This is a genomic window from Pseudomonas lutea (assembly GCF_000759445.1).
GTDB lineage: Bacteria > Pseudomonadota > Gammaproteobacteria > Pseudomonadales > Pseudomonadaceae > Aquipseudomonas > Aquipseudomonas lutea.
The window spans coordinates 526,859-548,605 of sequence record NZ_JRMB01000001.1; the positions used below are offsets into that span (position 1 = coordinate 526,859).

The window sequence follows — 21,747 nt, forward strand, 5'->3', positions numbered from 1 at the left end:
CGCATTTTGATTAAACTCTTGGGCATGTGCACACGTCTATCCCTTCAAGCCGACGCCATGCGCGTTACCGGGACAGACCAGCCCAGTGCCTGATCACTCATAAAGATCTACACCCAGTGGATAATCCAACCTATGCAGACCTGTCGGGGTCGGGCAGGCATATTTTCTTCGCGGCCGTGGCAACCACCCGCATGCCGATGTCCGTCACCGATCCCAATCAGCCTGACAACCCGATCATATTCGCCAACGGGGCGTTTCTGGAGCTGACCGGCTATAGCACTGACGAGCTGTACGGCCGCAACTGCCGCCTGATGCAAGGCGCCGACACTGACCCACAAGCTATTGCGCTGATTCGAGATGCGGTGAACGCCAAATCGGAGATATCCATCGAACTGCTGAATTACCGCAAGGATGGCTCCTCTTTCTGGAATGCCTTGTTCGTGTCCCCGGTCTACAACGAGGCCGGCGAGCTCATCTATTACTTCGCTTCCCAGCTGGACGTGAGCCGCCGGCGGGATGCCGAAGAGGCGTTGCACCAATCACAGAAGATGGAAGCGCTGGGTCAACTCACGGGTGGCATCGCCCATGATTTCAATAATCTGCTGCAGGTGATGGGCGGTTACATCGACCTGGCCGACCGCGCCGTGGCCAAGCCGGAGCTCGATACCGGGCGCGTCCAGCGCAACCTGGCGATGACCCGACATGCCATTGATCGGGCAACCACCTTGACTCAGCAACTGCTGGCGTTCTCCAGAAAGCAAAAGTTGGAGGGGCGGGTCATCAACCTCAACAACCTGATGGACTTCGCCCATAGCACGGTCGAGCGTGTGATGGGCGACGGAGTCATCCTCGAAAGCAGGCTGCATGACGGCCTGTGGAACTCACGGGTCGATCCGGCCCAGGCCGAGCTGGCCTTGCTGAACATCATTATCAACGCCCGCGATGCGCTGGCGGGCCGCAGCAACGCAACGATCACCTTCGAGACCCGCAACGTGGATATCGCCGAAGCTGATGCCAGCCATTACGACGGAATGCCTGCCGGGCGCTACGTCTGTCTTGCGATCACCGACAATGGCTGCGGCATGCCCGAGGACGTCAGGACCCGTGTGATGGAACCGTTTTTCACCACCAAGGAGGAGGGCAAGGGCACGGGCCTTGGCCTGTCGATGGTGTACGGGTTTGCCAGACAGTCGGGCGGGACCGTGCGCATCCATTCTGAAGCGGGGGCGGGCACCACCTTGCGCCTGTATTTTCCGGCAGACGCCGCAGGGCTCTGCCTGGCGGAAGAACAGACTAAAGCTCGGGTGCTCTCCGGAAACGAGTCGATACTCATCGTTGAAGACCGCACGGACGTGGCCGAACTGGCACGCATGGTGCTGGAAGAGCAGGGTTACCAAACCGAAACGGCGGGTAACGGCGCCGATGCGCTGGCGCTTCTGGCCAGCGGACGAGCGTTCGATCTGCTGTTCAGCGACGTTGTCATGCCCGGCGGGATGAATGGCATGGCACTGGCCCGGGCAGTCAGGAAATCCTACCCCACCATGAAGATACTGTTGACCACCGGCTATGCCGAGGCATTTGTGAGCCCGGCTGACCGGGTGGGAGACGAGTTTCCCGTGCTGGCCAAACCTTGCTCGCCCGACGTCCTGGCTGCCAGGATTCGACAGGCGCTCGAAGCGCCTGACGAGTCGGGCTAAAGCCCGCAGCTGATCATCAGGCTGTATGTGCATACAGTGAAACGCTATCATCGCCTTTTTTTAATGACAGTGAGCCAGCGCATGTCCGAAACCGATTACACAGGCCCGTTTCCTCCCGTTGATACGATGGCCATGATTCCGGTGATTCTGCGTCTGGTGAAGCAGACCACGGGGCTGAGGTTTTCAGCGGTGGCACGGGTCACGGCGGATCAGTGGGTGGCCTATGCGGTGGACGACTCGGTGCGCCTGGACATCAGGCCGGGTGACGAACGCGTGGTGCACGAGACGCTGTGCAATGAAGTGCGGCTGCGCCGGCGGTCACTGGCATGCGGTGCCGGCATGCGCGAGCTGGCGAACGGCCCATACGAACCGGAGAACCACATACCCCGAGACCGTCTGCAGAGCCATATTTCGGTGCCCATCATCACCTCTACCGGGTTATTCGTCGGCACGTTGTGCGGCCTCGACCCCGAACCGCAGAACTTCAATGACACCAGCGTGATCGAGACCCTGGAGTTGTTCGCCCAACTGCTGGCCAGTCATCTGGAGCTGCACACCCAGCTGAATGACAGTCAGTCCGAGCTGGGCGTTGCCGAAGAAACCGGGCGCTTGCGCGAAGAGTTTGTCGCCGTCTTGGGCCATGACCTGAGGACGCCCATCAGCGCTGTACGCTTGAGTGCAGAGCTGCTTCAGGCGCGCGTTGAGGAGCAGCATTCCAGAAAACTGGTCGACGCCATCCACAGCAGCACGCTGCGCATGTCTGCCTTGATCGAAGACGTGCTCGACTTCACGCGCTGTCGTTTAGGCGCAAAGTTCGTGATAAACCTGAGCCGTGTCGACAACCTTTTCGAAGCCCTGACGCCGGTGATTGCCGAGATCAGGCATGCCCATCCCAAGGCCGATGTGGTCTACCGGTTCGGCGCCGCCAGGCCGGTGCGGTGCGATTTTGGCCGGATCAGTCAGTTGGTTTCCAATCTGCTTTCCAATGCCGTTCATCATGGAGCCCCAGGCGGGCCGATCCTGATCAACGGGCATGTCGACGACCAAAGCATGGTGCTGTCGTTTTCCAACGAAGGCGCCGCCATTCACGCCGACCAGATCGATTTGCTGTTCAAGCCGTTCACCCGTGCCGAAGGCGAAAACAAGAGCGCGGGCCTGGGGCTGGGGCTGTACATCTGCTCGCAAATCGCCGAGTCCCATGGGGGCGAGTTGCACGTGCACTCCGATGACCGCCACACGGTGTTTACTGTGCGTTTGCCGCTGCTTGTGGATAGCGTCGAACCCATGCCGGCCTGAGGCAGTGCTCGCGCAGTGGCTGATCAGCTGCGGCGTTCATAAGTCAGATACCCGTTCGCCGCAGTTCCCGTGCACTGGAAACCGGCGCGCTCGTAGATCCCTTTCGCCGGGTTGTCAGGGCGCACACTCAGGCATAACCTAGTGAAGCCCTGCCCGGAGGCCGCTTTCACGAAACCCTCAAGCAGTGCCGTACCGATGCCGCTGCGCCTCAGCGTGTCCGCTACGTGAAGGGTGTAGAGCTCCGCACAATCGCCCGCGCGGGCCCATAACGAATAGCCCGCAAACTGGTTGTTCAAAACAGCGACGGTCATCCGTTCAAAATTCTCCACCCATTGCGTCAGGTGTCGCTCGGTTTGAGAGCGCCACGCGGCTTCGTGCTGCGGCTCCCATTGGCGAATGTAGGCCTCTTCACCCCGGTAGATCGCCGGGAGGTCGCTGATGACTGCCTGCCTCAGATGCAACGTCATTTCATTGTCCTGTGCTTGCCTGCGAACGCGGTCTGGGTCGACTGCGAGCACCGCTGTCCATTTCGGTTGTGGTTCGGTTGTAGTTTGGTTGTAGTTTGGTTGTAGTTTGGTTTCATCCTGCGATCAGCCGCTGCTGTCGAGCGGGTTCGTCAGCGCTCGCAATACGTGGTCTTCCCACACGCCGGCAATCTTCAGATAGGCCCGGGCATACCCTTCCTTTTCAAACCCCAGAGACGCCAGCAAACGCTCGCTGCGGACGTTGCGCGGCAGATGATTTGCCATGATCCGGTGGAGCCCGATTTGCTCAAAACAATGACGGTTGCCTGCTTCCAGTGATCTTTTCATCAAGCCCTGTCCTTGCAGCGCCTGCGCCAGTGAAAAGCCCAGATAGCAGGCCTGAAAAGCCCCCCCGATGATGTGGGTGTAATTGCACCGCCCCAACATCGCTCCGCGCTTGGGGTCGACCAGAACAAAGCAGACCGAGCGCCCGGCGGCCATGGACTCCAGTTGCTGTTCCACTCGGGCCCTGGCGTTACTCAAGCTGAAATAGTGCTCATCCCGCTCGGGTTCCCAGGGTTGCAGGAAGTCGCGGTTCACCCTTTCATAATGATGAAGGGCCTCGGCGTCATCGAGGCCAAGCGTTCGCAGGCAGTAATGCTCAATGGCGTAGGTCATAAACCCCATTCCTCACAACGCTCATCGCAGTGTTTGATTAACTTTCTTCCAACGAGGTATGGAAACTGCATAGCCCCTGAAACCGACAATATGATGGCGCCTTCAGATGCTGCTGTACTCGAAATCAACAAGGCTTTCATCTTCCGCGCTGACCAAGGCCCTGATTGGTTTCATTACCCTGGTCGGCCTGTCGTTGATTCTTGCCACGGTGTGGCAGATGACGCAATCGAGAAGAGAGCGCGTCGACTCTACCAAAACCGAAGTGTCCAACATCGTCCGAGCCGCCGAGCAACAGGCGCAGGACACCTTTCGCCAGGCGGACAACACCTTACGCGACCTCATCGAGCGGGTGGAGCATGACGGCTTGGCGCTGGACCAGCGAGCCCGGCTCAAGAAGCTGATGGCGCGAAGCGTCGAGAACGTGGAGGGCATCCAGGCGCTGTTCATTTACGATGCCCAGGGCAACTGGATCGTGAGCTCTTTCCCCCAGAATACGCCCGCGAAAAACAACAGTGATCGCGCCTATTTCGCTTTTCACCGCGAGCACACTGACGAGTCCATTCACATTGGTTCGATCGTGGAAAGCCGCACGACGGGCGATAAGGTCATCCCCATCAGTCGGCGTATCAATGCGCCCGACGGCACATTTGCGGGGGTGGCGTTGGCAACGGTACCGGTTGACTACTTTCAGACGTTTTTCGAGCGCATGGATGTCGACGACAAGGGTGTAATTTTCCTGGCGTTGAACAACGGCGACCTTCTGGCGAGGCGACCTACCCTGGCCGCCCTGATGACGACCAACCTCGCCAAGGGCGATATTTTTTCGCTCTACCTGTCGAAGGCCGACAGCGGTACGGCTGTCATCCAGTCGGTGGTGGACGGGGTCGAAAGAATCTATGCCTACCGCCGAGTGGCCGGGCTGCCCATCGTCGTGGCGGCGGGTGTCTCATGCGAGCATGTATTTGCGCCCTGGTGGGCCTACGCCTGGCGGTCGATGGCGATGATCGGCCTGATCATCGCGGCGCTGGGGTTGCTTGGCATGTTGCTGTATCGACAGATACAGCAGTTAATGACGGCGGAACGTGAGCTGAACATTGCCAGAGGCGATCTGGAAGTCATCGCCCAGACGGACAGCCTGACGCTCATGGCCAATCGGCGGTGCTTCGACACAGCGTTGCAAAAGGAGTGGGCGCGAGCCGGCCGGAATAATTCCAGCCTTGCCATCATCCTGCTGGACATCGACTGGTTCAAACAATACAACGATCACTACGGCCATCTGCAGGGTGACGAATGCCTGAAACAGGTGGCGAGGGTCATTGGCAGCAGCGTTAACCGAGCGTCGGATCTTGCGGCCAGGTATGGCGGTGAGGAATTCGTCGTGCTGCTTCCGGAAACCGATCTGGCCGGGGCGATGAGCATCGCTGAAAAGATCCGCTTATCCATCGTTGACGCGCTGATTGAACACTCGGCCAGCCCCATCGGCAATTTGACGATCAGTTCCGGAGTGGTGGCCATCAGTGCCACACGCAATAGCCCCTATAGAGCTGCGCTGGAAGAGGTAGACCGGCTGCTCTACAGCGCGAAAACCAAGGGTCGCAACCGGGTCGAAGGCCGTTCCATCCAGGCTTCAGCCGCGCCGTCGTCATCGCGAGGCGTTGCGCCGCTGACGCTGGACGTCATCGCTCCTTAGAGCACCCGTTGCACTGCGGGTCGTGCTATCCCGCCAGGCCCGCCAGATGCACGTACAGCGAGAATCCGCCCAGCAGGACCCAGACGCTTGCGAACAACCAGGGGGTGCGTGTTGAAAAGCCCAGCGCCTTGTCGTTGCCGTTCTGCATCGTTTCGCGATGGCTGAACAAGGGCACGCCTTGGCGGTCATCGCTGGCCGACCGCTCATTGCGCAGTAGAAACGTCTGCTTGGCGTACCAGTGATCGATGAGCCTGTAGGAGGCTTTGATCCCGGGCCAGGCGTGCGCGGATAACGTGACGCCCAGCAAGGCGAGAAAGAGCGGGACGATCAGGGTAAAGAACTTCCCCCATTGTTCGCTCAGATTGGCCATTGTGGACGCGTAAACCACGATCAGAAATGATTGCACGCCCAGGTACGTGTTGCTGCGCCTGCACAGCAGGGTCGTTTCGCTGTGGATCTGATCTCGGTAGAAATCGAGTCGGTCGCGCACCGTGCCGAACATTTCGGGCGGACCCTCTGCGCTGGCATCGGCGATAGTGGTGGGGGTGATGATCTGCTTCACGCTGGGGTCCTTTGCGAAATCAATGGGTTGCTGCGCCTCAGGTTCGCTGTCGCAGCGCGCCCAGCATTGTCGCGATCACCTCGGATTCGACCGCGCCCTGGCTGTCGCCTGCGTCAAAGGCAGCGCAACACGCCGAAGCGTCGCCGTCACAAATGCGGTACACGGCGATCACGCTGCCTGGCCCGCAGCCCGTATGCCCGCAAACAGAATGCCCGGCCTCCATGGACCCTTGCATCACACCCAAACCATAGCCGGCGGTCGCCCAGGGGCGTCCGGGAATCGGGCCGCCCAGTGCTCGGGCTGTCTGCATCTCCTGCAGCAAGGGCCCGGGAAGCAGATCGGCGCCGAGGAGGCCATCCAGAAACAGCGCAGCCTGCGAAAGCGGCCCGATCAACAGGCCGTGGTAAACCCAGGCGGGGTCGTAATTCGAGGCGTTGCCCAAGTGAGTCATGTGGAGGTCTGCCGGCGTTTTAGCGAAGTGAACGTTGGCCAGCCCCAAGGGAAAAAGTGCCCGCTGGGTGACCGCTTCCTCCAGCGGCCGATCAGTCAGCCGCTCAATGAGCCTGCTGATCAGCATGTAGCCAACATTTGAATACCCCCAGCCTGTGCCGGGCGGGTACCGAAGTCGCTCACCGTCAAGGCGCCGCATCATTTCCTCCGGCGACCAGGCGGGTTCGGCCCGCGCAACAGCGGCGTGATAGTCCGCCAGCTCTCCATAATCCGCCAACCCCGCTTCATGTCGCAGCAGCTGGCGCAAGGTGAAAGGCTGAGCATCGACGGGATCGTCCAGCCCGATCAGCCGGTCACGAACCAGCGAGAGCGCCGTGGTTGCCAGGACCGTCTTGGTAAAGCTCCACCAGGGGGTTATCGGTTCATCTGACGGGGCGGTTAGCGGCTGGCGATTGACTATCAATGAACTGAGCATTGGCTTCCTTGTGATGCGTGATAGGGGCGGCTCGACAGCAGGGGCAATCAGTGCGCTGCGCCCATCTGCCCACGTAACGCGCTCCGCAGAGTGGCAATCACCTCATCCACTCCCGGACCTTGGACGGGCGGAGGGTCAGGGCGTTCGCAAAACTCTCTCCAGACGTAAAGCATCAGTTCTGCGCCATCGGTCTTGGGGCGTTGTCGGGCAATGAGCCAAACGTCTGCAGCAGCCTGTACCTGTCGTCGCTCCAGAACAATGCCTCTAACCACGGATAAACCGGAATGAAATGAAAGTGGATGGAATGCCCCGCCTGATGGCCGAAACGGCCAATGTAAAGGTGTCTGGGCTGCAGATGTTCATCGAGTGTGGTCTGTAGCATGGCTTGCAAACCACCCAGCTCGGCCAGCGCTTCGCTGGGTAACGCCGCCAGGGAAGGGCTCATGGACTTAGCGCCGAGCATGAGGTACCCGGGCAACGCGCTGTCCACTCGATGATTGATCAACCAGTGGCGTGTTTCGTGGATGACAAAGCGGGGCGGTATGTCCATTTCACTGCCTTGATTGAGTGACAGCGGAGGGTAACACTCAGGTCCGCGGCACTCTACGCCTGGGGGCATTCAGATATGCACGTCCGCCACTCGGGCGTCATGTCCCGACACACAGCGGAGTCAGGTGCTGGCGGGCGCGCTAAGCGCGAATTAATTCAATCGCTCCCGACACCTTGATTTGCATATACGGATTTTCATATATTCGATTTTTGCAGCGATTACGCGTCGACATGATTACCCCTCCGGAAGTATTCAAAAGTCTCGCCGATGAAACGCGCTCACGCGCCACCTTGTTGATTGCCAGCCAGGGTGAGCTGTGTGTCTGCGAACTGATGTTCGCGCTTGAGGAAAGCCAGCCGAAGATCAGCCGCCATCTCGCCCAACTGCGCAGCAGCGGTCTTTTGCAGGATCGCCGTCAGGGGCAGTGGGTGTATTACCGCCTGAATCCGCACCTTCCCGCGTGGGTGAGTGAGGTGTTGCAGCTGACGCTAGACGCAAATCCCCAATGGCTGCAACACAATGCGCATCGCTTGCTGAACATGGAGGGGCGGCCATTGCGGGAAGTTCTGTGTTGTTGACGTTTCGCCACTCACACTCAACGTTCGGACAGTGCAACTGAACTCACTTCATCACTCACGCCAAAGGTGCAAAATCCATGCGGGTCCTCTTTATGTGCACGGCCAATAGCTGCCGTAGCATCCTTTCGGAAGCCATGTTCAATCACCTTGCGCCGCAAGGATTTGAGGCAGTGAGTTCGGGCAGTTTTCCCAAAGGTCAGGTGTTGCCGCGTAGCATCACGACGCTACAGCAAGCCGGTATCGCCACAGCCGGCCTGAGCAGCAAGGGCAACGACGCCTTTGAGGGCGACCTGCCAGATATCGTGATTACCGTATGCGACAAGGCGGCCAATGAAAGCTGCCCGGTGTACTTTGGCCCAGCGCTCAAATCCCACTGGGGACTGGAGGACCCCTCCGACGTAAAAGGCGATGAAGAGGCGATTGACGCTGCTTTCCGCGCAACGCTCGCTCGCATCGAGCAACGCTGCAGGGCGTTTTTTGAGCTCCCCTTTGACAGCCTCAACCCCGAAGCGCTCAAACGCGAGCTCGATCGAATCGGCAGTCTTTGACAGGAGGCCACATGACAGAACTACTCCCTAATCTGGACCGTTCACTCTTCGACGACACGAACACCTTCAGGCTGGGCGATCACAAACCGCGCATCCTGCTCCTTTACGGATCGACCCGTGAGCGTTCGTTCAGCCGTCTATTGACAGAGGAGGCCGCGCGTCTGCTTGAGTATTTCGGCGCTGAGACTCGCCTGTTCGATCCTTCCGGATTGCCGCTGCCAGACGACGCCCCGGCGGATCACCCCAAAGTCCAGGAGCTGCGCGACCTGACGCTGTGGTGTGAGGGCCAGGTCTGGTGTTCACCGGAACGCCACGGTGCAATGTCAGCAGTGTTCAAGGCGCAAATTGACTGGATACCGCTTGAGCTCGGCGCCGTTCGTCCTACCCAGGGCAAAACCCTGGCGGTGATGCAAGTGTGTGGCGGCTCGCAGTCCTTCAATGTGGTCAATCAGCTGCGGCTGCTGGGACGCTGGATGCGGATGTTCACCATCCCCAATCAGTCCTCGGTACCCAAGGCCTACATGGAATTCGACGAGGCCGGCCGAATGAAGCCTTCCGCCTACTACGACCGGGTGGTTGACGTCATGGAAGAGCTGGTTAAATTCACCGTGCTCTTGCGTGACCGGCAGGCATTCCTGGTGGATCGCTATTCCGAACGCAAGGAAACGGCAGAACAGCTCATGGCTCGCGTGAATCAGCGCTCGATTTGAGGTCCTCATGATGATTGATATTCGTACGGCTCGTCTCGAGGACGCAGCGGCGATCCAGACCATTTACGCCCCGATTGTTGTCGAAACAGCAATTTCGTTTGAAGACGAGCCACCCAGCGTTGAAGAGATGCAACAGCGCATCGCCTCAACGTTGCAGACCTACCCCTATCTGGTTGCGATCAGAGATGGCCGCGTGGTCGGGTACGCCTATGCCAGTCAGCACCGGGCTCGTGCCGCTTATCGCTGGGCAGTCGATGTCACGGTCTACATTAGCGAGGGTGAGCGTCGAACGGGTGTGGGCTGCGCGCTGTATGAAGCGCTGCTGCCCATTCTGGTCCGCCAAGGCTTTCATGCTGCCTATGCCGGCATCGCCCAGCCGAACCCCGGTAGTGTGGCGCTGCACGAACGGCTTGGTTTCCGACACATCGGCACCTACCCGAACGTTGGTTTTAAACGTGGACAGTGGCACGACGTTGGCTACTGGCACCTTGAGTTAGGCCCTACCACCGCTGCGCCTGCAGAAATCTGCCCTTTCCCGGAGCTGGGGAAGTATGGCGTGCAGGCATGACCACTCGCACATCATCGGTGTTCACCCGCGTTGACGACTGATGCCGTGGGGCCTCGCTCCGGCTTTTTGATAAACCCCAACGTCAGCATCGCGCCCACGCCTGCAAGCGCCATGTCCTTCTGTGCATCCCAAAAATCGTCCTGCGCACCGACCACATCGGCTCCGTGGTCACCCAGGTACGCGCCGCCAAACCATTCCATCAGCTCATAGACCGCCGAAGTGCTCATGATCAGGTTCCAGGCGATAAGGGAAACGTAGCGCGGATTCATACCCATCTGCTGCGATAGCTCCCGTATCGGCACGCTCAGCAGCAGCCCATAAGTCAGGTGTACGAAGCGGTCGTATTGATTGCGCTCCCATCCCATCACCCCGTTGAGGTCGAGACTGAATACATTCAACAGCCAGGCGTTATACGGGACGTCCGGGTAGGTGTAGTGCGCGCCGACCTGATGAATAAACAGGAACAGCAAGGTCGCGCACCATGCGCTGCGGGACAGCGCCGGCCGGGTCCGCTTGCGCCACAGCGCGGCGACGACCAGCAGCACCATGATGTTTTCAACGAACCAGGACTGTCGATCGACCGGTGCGATCCCCAGTGCCACAAACGTTAGGCTGAAACCCAAAAGCGCACGATGGGCGAAGCTGGCGCTTACTGCTTGAGTCATCGGGCATCCTTACTGATCAGATTCGTCACCTCGGCGGGTCAGCGCTGCTGGATGCGCAACACGACCTTGCCGTGCACATGCCCGTTGGCGACAGCGTCCAGCGCCTTGGCCGCGTCTTCCAGCTCGAAGGTCTGTTCGATGAACACCCTGACTTCACCGGCTTCCACCAGCCCGGCGATGGCTGCAAGCTCCTGTCCGTCAGGCCGCGCGGTAAAGCGGGTCCCGGTTTTGCCTTGCGCCTGAGGATGATGGGCATCCGGCATTTCAAGCGTCGAGACCAATCGGCCGCCTTCACCCAGCACCTGCCAGGAACGCGCCTGCGTTTCGCCACCAATCAAGTCGATGACCAGATCAAAGTCCTGACAGATGTCTTCAAAGGCTTCTTTTTTGTAATCGATGGCGCGGTCCACCCCCAGCTCCTGAAGGAAGCCAAGGCTTTCGCTGGATGCCGTGGCGAACACCGTGGCGCCTTTGACCCGCGCGAACTGCACTGCGAAATGCCCGACACCGCCACTGCCGCCATGGATCAGCACCTTATGGCCCTGTTCAAGATGGCCATGCTCCACCAAAGCCTGCCACGCGGTGTGGCCGGCCAGAGGAATGCCAGCCGCGTGGCGCCAGTCCAGGGAGGAGGGGACGTGGGCCAGGTGGGCGACCGGCACGCGTGAGTACTGGGCGTACCCACCGTCGGCGCCAATCATGGCAAACACCCGATCACCGACTTCAAAACCCGACACACCCTCGCCGAGCGCTTCGACCGTTCCTGCGATCTCGCGGCCCATGGTCAACGGCAGCTTGTCCTGGCGCACTTCCGGATACTCGCCCTCGCGGATTTTGTAATCCACGGGATTGACGCCCACGGCGAAGTTTTTCACGAGGACCTCGCCGGCTTGCGGCTGCGGGATATCGACTTCGCTGAGTTCCATGACCTGCGGGCCGCCGAAATGATCGATGCGAATGGCTTTCATGGTTCACCTCCACGGGTGGTTTTTTGACTGAGCAAAGGCTGTCAGTGGGGCTCGAGCATCGCCGTTGAAAGCCTTCGGTACGGTTTGAAATGTCGACTGGTGGTGGTTTTGAACGTTCAGCTTTTTGCCATCCGGGTGGCGCCTGCGGTTAGGTGCCTGCGCTGCGACGCCAGTGCGTGCATCGACATCCCCTGCGGTCCGCGCATGCTGGACGTGGCGCTGACACGCTTCTGGCGAGGGACGTGTGGCGGGACAGGGGCAGATTTTATGAACCCCGCCGATTCACGTTTTGTCGTACGTGGATTCGCGTTCCTGAAACGGCAGCGCTCGGCGCTAAGGAGAAGGCCCATGACGACGGTAGGTGATTTCCTGATCGAACGACTCAGCCAGTGGGGTGTGACCCGCATCTTTGGCTACCCGGGCGATGGCATCAACGGCGTGTTCGGCGCCATGCGCAGAGCGCCTGACAAGATTGAATTCGTGCAGTGTCGGCACGAAGAAATGGCCGCGTTCATGGCCAGTGCCCACGCCAAGTTCACCGGCGAGCTGGGCGTGTGCATTGCCACCTCCGGCCCCGGCGCATCGCACTTGATCACAGGGCTGTATGACGCGCGCATGGACCACATGCCCGTCCTGGCCATCACCGGCCAGCAGGCCCGTACCGCGCTCGGCGGGCACTACCAGCAGGAGTTGGACCTGGTCTCGATGTTCAAGGACGTCGCTGGCGCGTTCGTGCATCAGGCGACGGCCCCTTCGCAGGTGCGGCATCTGGTGGATCGGGCAGTGCGCACAGCGCTGGGCGAGCGCCGGGTCACCGCGCTGATTCTGCCCAACGACCTTCAGGAAATGCCCTACGAAGAACCGGCACGTGCCCATGGCACGGTGCATTCCGGCGTGGGGTTTTCCAGACCCAGGGTGCTGCCCTACGAGACTGACCTGCAACGCGCCGCCGACGTGCTGAACGCCGGAAAAAAGGTGGCCATGCTGGTGGGCGCCGGCGCGTTGACCGCCAGCGATCAGGTTCAGGCGGTGGCTGAAAAACTCGGCGCTGGCGTTGCCAAAGCCTTGCTGGGCAAAGCCGTGCTCCCGGACGCGCTGCCGTGGGTGACCGGCAGCATCGGCCTGCTGGGCACTGAAGCCAGCTACAAGCTGATGACCGAATGCGACACGCTGCTGATGATCGGCTCGGGCTTCCCGTACTCCGAGTTCCTGCCCAAAGAAGGCCAGGCGCGCGGCGTGCAGATCGACTTGAGCCCGGACATGCTCAGCCTGCGCTACCCGATGGAGGTCAATCTGGTGGGCGACGCCGCCGAAACCCTCACTGCGCTGCTGCCGCTGCTCACCCCCACGACAGACCGCAAATGGCAGAGCAAGGTCGAGCGCTGGCGCGGCGACTCGGACAAACAGCTGCGCAAGCGGGCGCTGGTCAGCGCGGACGCGATCAACCCGCAGCGGGTGGTTTACGAACTGTCGTCGCAGTTGCCTGACGCCGCGATCATCACCTCCGATTCAGGCTCATGCGCCAACTGGTACGCGCGCGACCTGCAGATTCGCGTCGGCATGATGTGCTCGCTGTCCGGCGGGCTGGCGTCCATGGGTGCCGCGGTGCCTTACGCCATTGCGGCAAAGTTCGCCCACCCGCAGCGCCCCGTCATTGCTCTGGTCGGCGACGGCGCCATGCAGATGAACAACATGGCCGAGCTGATCACGGTCGCCAAATACTGGAAGCAGTGGGGCAACGGCAAATGGGTGTGTGCGGTCTTCAATAATCAGGACCTGAACCAGGTGACGTGGGAACAGCGGGTAATGGAAGGGGACCCCAAGTTTGCGGCGTCACAGGACATCCCGGACGTGCCCTACCACCTGTTCGCCATCTCGATTGGCCTGAAGGGGATCTATGTCGAGCGCGAGGAAGACGTTGCCGGTGCCTGGGAGCAGGCGTTGAGCAGTGACGTCCCGGTGCTGATCGAATTCAAGACCGATCCGAACGTTGCGCCGCTGCCGCCGCACATCAAGCTGACCCAGGCGAAAAAGTTTGCCGGAGCGTTGCTCGCTGGCGACCCCGACGAGGTGGGCATCATCAAGCAGACCGCCAAGCAAATCGTCAGCAGCGTGCTGCCCGGACGCGGCAAGGGAGCATGACGGACACGCCGAAGAAAACGCCGGTCGATAAATCATTGAGCGAGCTTTCAGGCTAAGCCTGATCACTTGCGTGGAGTCTGCTTCATGGAGTCATCGGATCCGGCGTTGATGCTGGCGCGTTTTCAGTTTGCGTTCACCATCAGCTTTCACATCGTGCTCGCGGCGTTGTCCATCGGCCTGGCCAATTACCTGATGGTGCTTGAAGCCCTGTGGCTGTGGCGCAAGCGTCAGGTCTACATGGACCTCTATAAGTTCTGGCTCAAGGTCTTTGCCTTGACGGTTGCGGTGGGGACCGCGTCGGGCCTGGTCATGGAGTTCGAGTTCGGGACTAACTGGAGCGCATTGGCCAGCCGGGCAGGGGGCGTGCTCGGGCCGCTGATGTTCTACGAAGTGATGGTCGCTTTCTTTCTGGAAGCCGGCTTCATCGGCGTCATGTTACTGGGCATGAACAAAGTCGGCCCGCGGCTGCACTTCTTTTCCACCTGCGCCGTGGCCGTCGGTTCGCTGTTCAGCGCGTTCTGGATTCTGTCCGCCAATTCGTGGATGCACACGCCCGCCGGATTCAGCGTGGCGGCTGACGGGCGACTTGTGCCTGAGGATTGGCTGCAGATCATCTTCAATCCCTCGTTTCCCTATCGAATGGTCCACATGAGCATTGCCGCGTTTCTCGGCACGGCCCTGCTGGTGGGCGGGGCCGGGGCATGGCACCTGCTGCGAAACCCGCGGCATCAGGCTGCACGGGTGATGTTCTCCATGGCGCTGTGGATGGCCGCCATCGTCGGGCCACTGCAAATCGTCGCGGGAGATCTGCACGGCGAAAATACCCGTGACCACCAGCCGCAGAAACTGGCCGCCATGGAAGGGTCCTGGCAGCGGCCCAAAGCAGGACAGGGCGAACCGCTCAGGCTGTTCGCGATCCCGGATCAGGCCCATCGCACAAATGATTTTGAAGTAGCGATTCCCCATCTCGGTTCGTTGTACCTGCGCCATGACTGGACCGGCACCATTCAAAGCCTTGAGGAGTTTTCGCCGGACGATATCCCGCCGGTCGCCGTGGTGTTCTTCGCGTTCCGCGTGATGGTGGGCTTGGGTTTGCTGATCGTTGCGCTGGGGCTCGCGAGCCTGTTTCTGCGCTGGCGAGGCACGCTGTTTCGGTCTCGCTGGCTGTTGCGCAGTGCCGTTGTGATGGCGCCCGCTGGGTTCGTGGCGATGATCTGCGGCTGGATCGTCACCGAAGTGGGGCGGCAACCTTTCACCGTGTACGGGCTGATGCGCACGGCCCACAGCAATGGCCAGCAGCCGTTTTCATTTGTCGCCGGCAGCACGTTGGCCATCGTGGTCCTGTATCTGCTGGTGTTCGGCCTTGGTTTTTTCTATCTCATGCGCGCCATCGGCAGGCTGCCCGCACAAACGCCAGGCGCTGACGAAACAACAGCTGAGCGGCGGGAGGTGCGTGATGTGGATGCCTGAGGCGTTACTGCCCGACCTGGCGGCGGCTGCGATTGCGTTCACTATCATCACCTACGTGATTCTGGACGGCACCGACCTGGGCGTCGGGATCCTATTTGCAACGCACCGCGATCCCGATGAAAAACGGATCATGGTCAAGTCCATCCTGCCGATCTGGGACGGTAACGAGACCTGGCTCGTACTCGGTGGCGGTGGTCTGCTGGCGCTGTTTCCGGTGGCCTACAGCGTGTTGTTCTCGGCGCTGTACATTCCCGTTATGGCGATGCTGCTGGCGCTGATCGTCCGGGCGGTCGCGCTGGAATACCGCCAGGACGCATCCGGCCGAATGAAGCGCCTGCTGGATATCAGTCTGGTGGGCGGTTCGTTGATCGCCACCCTGTGTCAAGGGCTGATCATGGGCTGCGTGGTGCAAGGTATTGAACAACACGATGGCAGGTTCAGCGGTACCGGCTGGGAATGGTTCGGGGTGTTTCCTCTGACCTGCGCCGTCGTGCTGGTGATCGGCTACGCGCTGCTGGGCAATTGCTGGCTGTTCTGGCGCACGGAGGGGCCGTTGCAGTCAGTCGCAAAACGACGCGCGCGCCGACTCGGCTGGCTGACGCTGCTGGGGACCGCGGTGGTTTTTGTCTGGAGCAGTCTTGTGAACCCTGCGTACCGAGAGCACCTGTTTGCCTCCAGCCTGACCCTGCCGCTGATCTTGCTGCAGTGCGGGTTGGTGGCCGGCTTCCACCGGGCGTTCTCTCACCGCTTCGCATTTTTGCCGTTGTTTGCGGTGCTGGGCGGGTTCGGCGTGGCGTTTGCTCTGGCCATTATTGCCCTGTACCCGCTGATCCTGCCGGCCTCGTTGACCATCCGCGAAGCCTCGGCGCCAGTGTCCAGCCAGGCTTTCATGCTCTCCGGTTTTGCCGTGCTGGTGCCGGTGACGCTGGCATACAGCACCTGGGGCTTCTGGGTGTTCCGGGGCAAGGTTAAAAGCGACTGAAGCCTGGCAACGAGGGCCAGGCTTGCTGGGCAGGTCGAAATGAACACAGCACTTTTTGAAGCACAGGACGCCGGCATCATGCCTTGGCTGGCGCACCCTCAAGTGGCCGGCAGCAGTTGCATCACTGCGCCTTGCCGCGTCCCAGGGCGGATTTTCGCGCAATGCCCCAACCGAGTCCCAGTGCAGCAGCGGCGCCCGATGCGCACAACACGCTGAGCTTGGCCGCCGCAAGCAGGCTTTCGTCGTTGAAGGCCAGCGACGCTATGAAAATGGACATGGTGAAGCCAATGCCAGCCAACAGGCCGACCAGCACGACACCGGTCCAGCTCACATCGCCCGGCAGCTTGCAAAGCCCCGACTTGACCAGTACCACAGTGGCCATGACCACGCCCAGCGGCTTGCCAGCGACCAGCGCCAGTACAATTGCCGCGAATACATGCTGAGACAGGGTGTTTTGCAGATCCGCGCCCCCGAAGTTAACCCCCGCATTGGCCAGTGCAAACATCGGCATGATGACGAACGCAACCCATGGGTGAAGTGCCGCCTGAATGCGCTGCACCGGGGTCAGCATCTCCCGCTCCGCCTGCCGGATGACCTTCAAGGGTTTTGACACTTCCCGGGACTCGGTCGCGCTCCCGGAGAACCGTTCAACCAGTTCGTGAAAGCCGTTCTGAAGGGCTTCCAGCGGACGCTCCTTCATTGGCATCGACCGCACGGGGCTCATGAGCCCCAGGATTACGCCGGCCAGCGTGGGGTGAACCCCGGTCTTGTATAGGCCGAACCAAATGATCGCGCCTGGCAGGGCATAGGGGGCCATCTTGCCTATGCCCATGCGCTGGAACAGCAGCACCATCAGCATGCCGACGATGGCAATCACCACGCCCGAATAATCCAGGCTGGTCGTGTAGAAGACCGCGATGATCAGGATAGCGACGATGTCGTCAATGATTGCCAGGGCCAGCAACAAAACCCGGACCCCGCTCGGAATGGATTTGCCCAGCAGCGCCAGGACGCCGACGGCAAACGCGATGTCCGTCGCCGTGGGCACCGCCCAGCCATGGCCAGCCTCGGTGCCGTGGTTGATCGCGAGGTAAATCAGTGCCGGCATCAGCACGCCACCAAGGGCAGCGCCCAAAGGCAGCAGGGCCAGTTTGAAATTGGCCAGCGCACCGTCGTGGATTTCCTGACGTATTTCGGCCCCGACGACCAGGAAGAAGATCGTCATCAGGCCGTCGTTGACCAAAAAATGGAAGGAGCGGGAGAGATTGAAGTCGCCAAAGCCGATGCTGATTTGCGTTTGCAACAGGTGCTCGTAGCTTTCGGCGAATGAACTGTTTGCCCAGACAAGTGCAGCGATCGCGGCAATCAACAGCGCGATGCCGCTGACGGCTTCGATGTGAGAAAAGCGCTCCAGGGCGGACATGGCTTTTTCGGCCAACTGCTGGGGAAGTGGGATCGTAGGGCGGGGATGCTGATTAGCGGCCACGGTGGAGCCTCCGTTGGCGGCCCGACCAATCGTGATATTTAACCTGCTCTGCGCCCTATGCGACATCGCACCCGCGCCGATCATAAAAAGGTGGGGGCGCAAGTGCAAACCTTCATGTCGATGGCATTTGAACCTTCGCTCCCTGCTACCACTCCATCTAGGGTGCCGGAAGGCGCAACCCGGTTACGCTGCCGACCCGTCGTCCTGGCGGTTCCTGCGCCTCAAAAAGGAATAGTGCGATGATCGCTCGGTGGCAATGGCTGTTGGTTCGGACGACCAAACGTCTGTGGTTCAGGGCGGGACTGTTTTCCCTGCTGGGCGTTGTGACGGCATTGCTGGCTGTCGTCCTCAGGGACCACATTCCGATAGATCTGCCAGGCAAGATAGGCGCTGATGCCGTCGACAAGATTCTCGGCATCATCGCGTCCAGCATGCTCGCCGTTACCACGTTTTCGCTCAGTACCATGGTCACGGCCTATGGAGCAGCCAGCACGGGCACTACCCCACGCGCCACCACCCTGGTCATGGAAGACACCACCACCCAGAACGCTCTGTCCACCTTCATTGGCTCGTTCCTGTTCAGCCTGGTTGGCATCATTGCGCTGAGCACCGGCGCCTACGGTGCGCAGGGCAGGGTCATCCTGTTCGCAGTGACGCTCGCAGTGGTGGTTCTGATTGTCTACACCCTGCTGCGATGGATTGATCACCTTTCCAGGCTGGGTCGGGTCGGCGAGACGATTGACCGGGTCGAAGACGCTACCATCAGTGCCCTGATGGATCGGTGCCAGCTGCCTTACCTGGGCGGCTGCGCCTACCCTGATCAACAGGAGCCGGCGCTGCCGAGCGCGGAGATCGGCAGCCGCGAAGTCGGCTATGTGCAGCATATCGACGTGACCGCGCTGGAAGCGTTTGCACAAAAATGTGCGGCGCTGATTTATCTCGAGGTGTTGCCTGGCAGCTTTGTCAACGAGGGCGAGTTGCTGGCCCGGATAGTGAGAGCAGGCGCCGAGCCGCTGGGTGAGTCTGAGGTGGCGCAAATCCTTTCGGCCATCACTATTGGCGTTCGCAGAACCTTCGAGCACGATCCGCGCTTCGGGCTGGCAGTCCTGTCCGAAATCGCGTCCAGAGCGCTTTCGCCCGCCGTGAACGATCCCGGCACAGCAATCGACGTCATAGGCAGGGGCATCCGCGCCTTCAACGCACAGGCGAGGTCGGTCACGCTGCAAAGGCCTGAAACACGGTGTAATTGCGTGCATGTGCGCGGGTTGTCCGTGGAGGACATGTTTGAAGACTTCTTCTCGCCGATTGCGCGCGACGGCGCAGCGCTGCTGGAGGTGAATATCCGTCTGGTCAAAGCGCTCGCCAGCCTGGCACGCTGCAGTCCGGCGTTGTACGCCGCCGTATGCGCGCGTCACATGGCCGTCATTCTTGAACGGGCGGAGGCGGCCATGACGCTTGATGCAGACAAGGTGCGGTTGAGAGCGTGCGTTGCGGCTTCGAGGGTGTGAATCACTTAATAAATGGCGTTTTTTATCGCGCTCTTTCATACCCCTGCGGTGTGACTCTCGGCGGCTAAGCGTTATGCAGGTTCCTCGACCCGATGAAACTGCGCTTGGGATTTGCCGGCTCGCTTGGCCCGATACAGCGCTTCATCCGCCTGGCCCAGCGCATTGGCGAAATCGCCTTCGGTCCACAACGCACCGCCGATGCTGCAGCCCACTCTGATCACCTGGCCGGCGAGGGTGACCGGTTCTGCAATCTTCTTGAGGATGCGTTGCGCCGCGCTCTGAATACTCTCCAGTGACTCGCCGGCCTTCAATCGCAGCAGCAGGACGAACTCATCCCCGCCGTGGCGCACCGCAATGTCGCCATCGCGCACGGTGGCGGAGAGTCGCAGGCCGACCGAGTGGAGCAGGGCGTCTCCGACCGCATGACCGAAGTTGTCATTGACCGGTTTGAAGCCGTCCAGGTCCAGGCACAGCACGCCGAAGGCAGGCTGTTGACCGGCTTCGTTCTGCAGGCCCTCGACGTAGTTTTCCAGTGCTGCCCGGTTGGGAAGACCGGTCACGGTGTCGCGGTACGCCACGCCTTTGATCAGCGCCAGCTGGCCTTTTTTCTGAGTCAGGTTTTCCACCAGATGGCGAATCACCATGCTCAGCTTTTCAACTTCCAGGCTGCCTTTGACCAGCGGTATATCGACGTCCGCACCCTCGCTCAGGCGCGTCGCTGCGTCGGCGATCTGGTTAAGGGGGCGCGTGATGACCCCGGCGACAAACCAGCCCATCACGGCAAACGCGATGGACAACAGGCTGCCCCACAGCAGGATTTCCGCGCGCAGTCCGTTGGCCTCGGCAAACGCGACAGAGGCGGGTTGCCGCGTCACGACCGTCCAGCCAAGTCCTGCATAGCCATCAATGCCGGCGCTTCCGGCAAACCCTGACACGTAGGTTTTGCCGTCCTGCCACTGGCTGACCGTCCAGTGGTTTTCGCTGTTGTGGTGGATGCTGGCTTCGCTTGGTTTACCGATCAGTTGCTTGGGGCCGAGCAAGACAATGCCGTCTCTGCTGACGACCAGAAATTCAAGCTCCGGGAGGCTTTTCTTCAAGGGTTCAAACATAGTCCGGCCAATCTCGGCGGCCCATTGCCAGGACAGGTGTGTGCCCAGGACTCCCATGAATTTACCCGCGGTGTCCAGCACGGGCATGCTGATATCGACGAACTTCATGGCTTCGCCCGATGGGTTGGGCAAGAGTTTTGCGAGCATGACGGCTTCGTGCACGTCGCCAATGAACGTCTTGTCCTGCCCCTCCATGAACACAGGACGGTGCGCGATGCTGGCACCTTCCAGCAGGCGGCCGGTTGACGCAACCACCGTGCCTTGGGCATCCGTGAGGCCGATCCACGAATAGCTGGGGAACTGCGCGTTGAGGTGGTTGAGCAGGCTGCGAGCCTGGGCAACGTTGTCGGGGTTGCGCAGCGCTTCCAGCGCGCTGAGAACGCTGAGCTCCTTGGCGCGGCTGTGCATGTCGCGATCCAGACGGTCAATCATCGAGGCGGCGTATTCCGCGAGCTGGTGTCCGGTCTGCTCTTTGTGCCTTGAGATTGCTGATGCGCCAATGACCGTGCCGAAGATGCAGGTAATCACCAACACGGAAAGCGCGACGAACACTGCGAATTTCGCTCGCAGGCTTTGGAAGGGGAGCAGCTGCATGATAGATCGCCCGGCAGGATCAAACGCCTTCGATCCCTGGCATTCTTGATTACGCTATCGGCGAGCGTGAGGGGTTTCTTGAGCGACTCATTGCCAGCCCACGCCGACAGTCAGTTGGACGCCCCTCAAAAAGTGCGGTTTGCCAGATTGAAATATCCCCCCTGGGGGGATAGGATGCCGGCCATTACTGTCGAACCCGAGGCTTCTTCATGAGCGATCACGACCACAAAAGTGCGCATCCCGATTCCCTTGCTCATGGCCATGTTTACCCCGATACCCATCCCCATGTCCACCAGAGCCACGCGGCGATCATCAAGCGCCTCAAACGCGCTGACGGCCACTTGCGCAGCATCATCACCATGATCGAAGAAGGCCGTGAGTGCGTGGACATCGCGCAACAGCTGCACGCGGTGGAAAAAGCCGTGTGCCAGGCCAAACGGACGCTGATCCAGGATCACATCGACCATTGCCTTGAAGACACCGTTGCGTCCTTGGGCAATGGCGAGCGCGGGCCACTGGAAGCCTTCAAACAAATCACCAAATACCTCTAGGTCTGT

Annotated in this window: 20 protein-coding genes and 1 pseudogene; 12 read left to right on the forward strand and 9 right to left on the reverse strand. The window is 60.5% G+C overall.

Annotation, left to right across the window (positions count from 1 at the left end; all coding sequences use genetic code 11):
• Positions 1-116: 116 nt before the first annotated feature.
• Positions 117-1,697 (forward strand): histidine kinase famiy protein, encoded by a 1,581-nt coding sequence (locus LT42_RS02170; RefSeq protein WP_152597574.1) that lies wholly within the window; start codon positions 117-119, stop codon positions 1,695-1,697.
• Between the two features lie 81 nt (positions 1,698-1,778).
• Entirely contained in the window at positions 1,779-2,993 is a 1,215-nt protein-coding gene (locus LT42_RS02175; protein ID WP_052074962.1) for a sensor histidine kinase, read from the forward strand.
• A gap of 23 nt (positions 2,994-3,016) precedes the next feature.
• On the opposite strand, the gene LT42_RS02180 is transcribed toward LT42_RS02175, so the two are convergent.
• Together LT42_RS02180 and LT42_RS02185 are read right to left on the reverse strand one after the other, a co-directional pair.
• Positions 3,017-3,460, reverse strand: a complete 444-nt coding sequence (locus LT42_RS02180) for a GNAT family N-acetyltransferase (protein ID WP_037009557.1) — start codon at positions 3,458-3,460, stop codon at positions 3,017-3,019.
• Between the two features lie 123 nt (positions 3,461-3,583).
• On the reverse strand, positions 3,584-4,135 hold the full coding sequence (locus LT42_RS02185; protein WP_037009560.1) for a GNAT family N-acetyltransferase: 552 nt from the start codon (positions 4,133-4,135) through the stop codon (positions 3,584-3,586).
• Positions 4,136-4,241: 106 nt separating this feature from the next.
• Here LT42_RS02185 and LT42_RS02190 point away from each other — a divergent pair, with 106 nt between their 5' ends.
• Positions 4,242-5,825: a sensor domain-containing diguanylate cyclase gene (locus LT42_RS02190; protein WP_081955282.1), complete on the forward strand. Its 1,584-nt coding sequence runs from the start codon at positions 4,242-4,244 to the stop codon at positions 5,823-5,825.
• 25 nt (positions 5,826-5,850) lie between these two features.
• Here the strand turns inward: LT42_RS02190 and LT42_RS02195 are convergent, their stop codons facing one another.
• The 3 genes and pseudogenes from LT42_RS02195 to LT42_RS02205 all read right to left on the reverse strand — a co-directional run bounded on the left by LT42_RS02195 (position 5,851) and on the right by LT42_RS02205 (position 7,862).
• Positions 5,851-6,387, reverse strand: a complete 537-nt coding sequence (locus tag LT42_RS02195; protein ID WP_037009562.1) for a RipA family octameric membrane protein — start codon at positions 6,385-6,387, stop codon at positions 5,851-5,853.
• A 37-nt stretch (positions 6,388-6,424) separates the two neighbouring features.
• Positions 6,425-7,312 (reverse strand): serine hydrolase domain-containing protein, encoded by an 888-nt coding sequence (locus tag LT42_RS02200; RefSeq protein WP_037009565.1) that lies wholly within the window; start codon positions 7,310-7,312, stop codon positions 6,425-6,427.
• Between the two features lie 47 nt (positions 7,313-7,359).
• A pseudogene (locus LT42_RS02205) lies at positions 7,360-7,862 on the reverse strand (HIT family protein).
• Between the two features lie 230 nt (positions 7,863-8,092).
• Between LT42_RS02205 and LT42_RS02210 the strand changes: the two are divergent.
• The 4 genes from LT42_RS02210 (at position 8,093) to LT42_RS02225 (ending at position 10,266) form a co-directional block, all read left to right on the forward strand.
• Positions 8,093-8,440, forward strand: a complete 348-nt coding sequence (locus LT42_RS02210; RefSeq protein ID WP_037009567.1) for a metalloregulator ArsR/SmtB family transcription factor — start codon at positions 8,093-8,095, stop codon at positions 8,438-8,440.
• Positions 8,441-8,517: 77 nt separating this feature from the next.
• Entirely contained in the window at positions 8,518-8,988 is a 471-nt protein-coding gene (locus tag LT42_RS02215) for an arsenate reductase ArsC (RefSeq protein ID WP_037009570.1), read from the forward strand.
• 11 nt (positions 8,989-8,999) lie between these two features.
• On the forward strand, positions 9,000-9,698 hold the full coding sequence (gene arsH, locus LT42_RS02220) for an arsenical resistance protein ArsH (protein ID WP_037009572.1): 699 nt from the start codon (positions 9,000-9,002) through the stop codon (positions 9,696-9,698).
• Between the two features lie 7 nt (positions 9,699-9,705).
• Positions 9,706-10,266 (forward strand): arsinothricin resistance N-acetyltransferase ArsN1 family B, encoded by a 561-nt coding sequence (locus LT42_RS02225; protein ID WP_037009574.1) that lies wholly within the window; start codon positions 9,706-9,708, stop codon positions 10,264-10,266.
• 11 nt (positions 10,267-10,277) lie between these two features.
• On the opposite strand, the gene LT42_RS02230 is transcribed toward LT42_RS02225, so the two are convergent.
• Both LT42_RS02230 and LT42_RS02235 read right to left on the reverse strand, forming a co-directional pair.
• On the reverse strand, positions 10,278-10,931 hold the full coding sequence (locus LT42_RS02230; protein ID WP_052074963.1) for a DUF2238 domain-containing protein: 654 nt from the start codon (positions 10,929-10,931) through the stop codon (positions 10,278-10,280).
• A gap of 38 nt (positions 10,932-10,969) precedes the next feature.
• Positions 10,970-11,899, reverse strand: coding sequence for an NADP-dependent oxidoreductase (locus LT42_RS02235; RefSeq protein ID WP_037009576.1), 930 nt, complete (start codon positions 11,897-11,899; stop codon positions 10,970-10,972).
• Between the two features lie 348 nt (positions 11,900-12,247).
• Between LT42_RS02235 and LT42_RS02240 the strand changes: the two genes are divergently transcribed.
• The 3 genes from LT42_RS02240 to cydB all read left to right on the forward strand — a co-directional run bounded on the left by LT42_RS02240 (position 12,248) and on the right by cydB (position 16,493).
• A complete protein-coding gene (locus LT42_RS02240; RefSeq protein WP_037009578.1) occupies positions 12,248-14,041 on the forward strand; it encodes a thiamine pyrophosphate-requiring protein in 1,794 nt (597 codons plus the stop codon).
• A gap of 84 nt (positions 14,042-14,125) precedes the next feature.
• Positions 14,126-15,511 carry a cytochrome ubiquinol oxidase subunit I gene (locus LT42_RS02245; RefSeq protein ID WP_037009580.1) on the forward strand — a complete coding sequence of 462 codons (1,386 nt, stop codon included), beginning with the start codon at positions 14,126-14,128 and terminating at the stop codon, positions 15,509-15,511.
• Positions 15,498-16,493 carry a cytochrome d ubiquinol oxidase subunit II gene (gene cydB, locus LT42_RS02250; protein ID WP_037009582.1) on the forward strand — a complete coding sequence of 332 codons (996 nt, stop codon included), beginning with the start codon at positions 15,498-15,500 and terminating at the stop codon, positions 16,491-16,493. The genes LT42_RS02245 and cydB overlap by 14 nt, the downstream gene beginning before the upstream one ends.
• Before the next feature lie 121 nt (positions 16,494-16,614).
• Here cydB and nhaA read toward each other — a convergent pair whose 3' ends face one another.
• On the reverse strand, positions 16,615-17,916 hold the full coding sequence (nhaA, locus tag LT42_RS02255; protein ID WP_052075240.1) for a Na+/H+ antiporter NhaA: 1,302 nt from the start codon (positions 17,914-17,916) through the stop codon (positions 16,615-16,617).
• A 302-nt stretch (positions 17,917-18,218) separates the two neighbouring features.
• Here nhaA and LT42_RS02260 point away from each other — a divergent pair, with 302 nt between their 5' ends.
• Positions 18,219-19,487 (forward strand): DUF2254 domain-containing protein, encoded by a 1,269-nt coding sequence (locus tag LT42_RS02260; protein ID WP_037009586.1) that lies wholly within the window; start codon positions 18,219-18,221, stop codon positions 19,485-19,487.
• A 71-nt stretch (positions 19,488-19,558) separates the two neighbouring features.
• Here LT42_RS02260 and LT42_RS02265 read toward each other — a convergent pair whose 3' ends face one another.
• Positions 19,559-21,190 (reverse strand): GGDEF domain-containing protein, encoded by a 1,632-nt coding sequence (locus LT42_RS02265; RefSeq protein ID WP_070356505.1) that lies wholly within the window; start codon positions 21,188-21,190, stop codon positions 19,559-19,561.
• 209 nt (positions 21,191-21,399) lie between these two features.
• Here LT42_RS02265 and LT42_RS02270 point away from each other — a divergent pair, with 209 nt between their 5' ends.
• A complete protein-coding gene (locus tag LT42_RS02270; RefSeq protein ID WP_037009587.1) occupies positions 21,400-21,741 on the forward strand; it encodes a metal-sensing transcriptional repressor in 342 nt (113 codons plus the stop codon).
• The last annotated feature ends 6 nt before the right edge of the window (positions 21,742-21,747 follow it).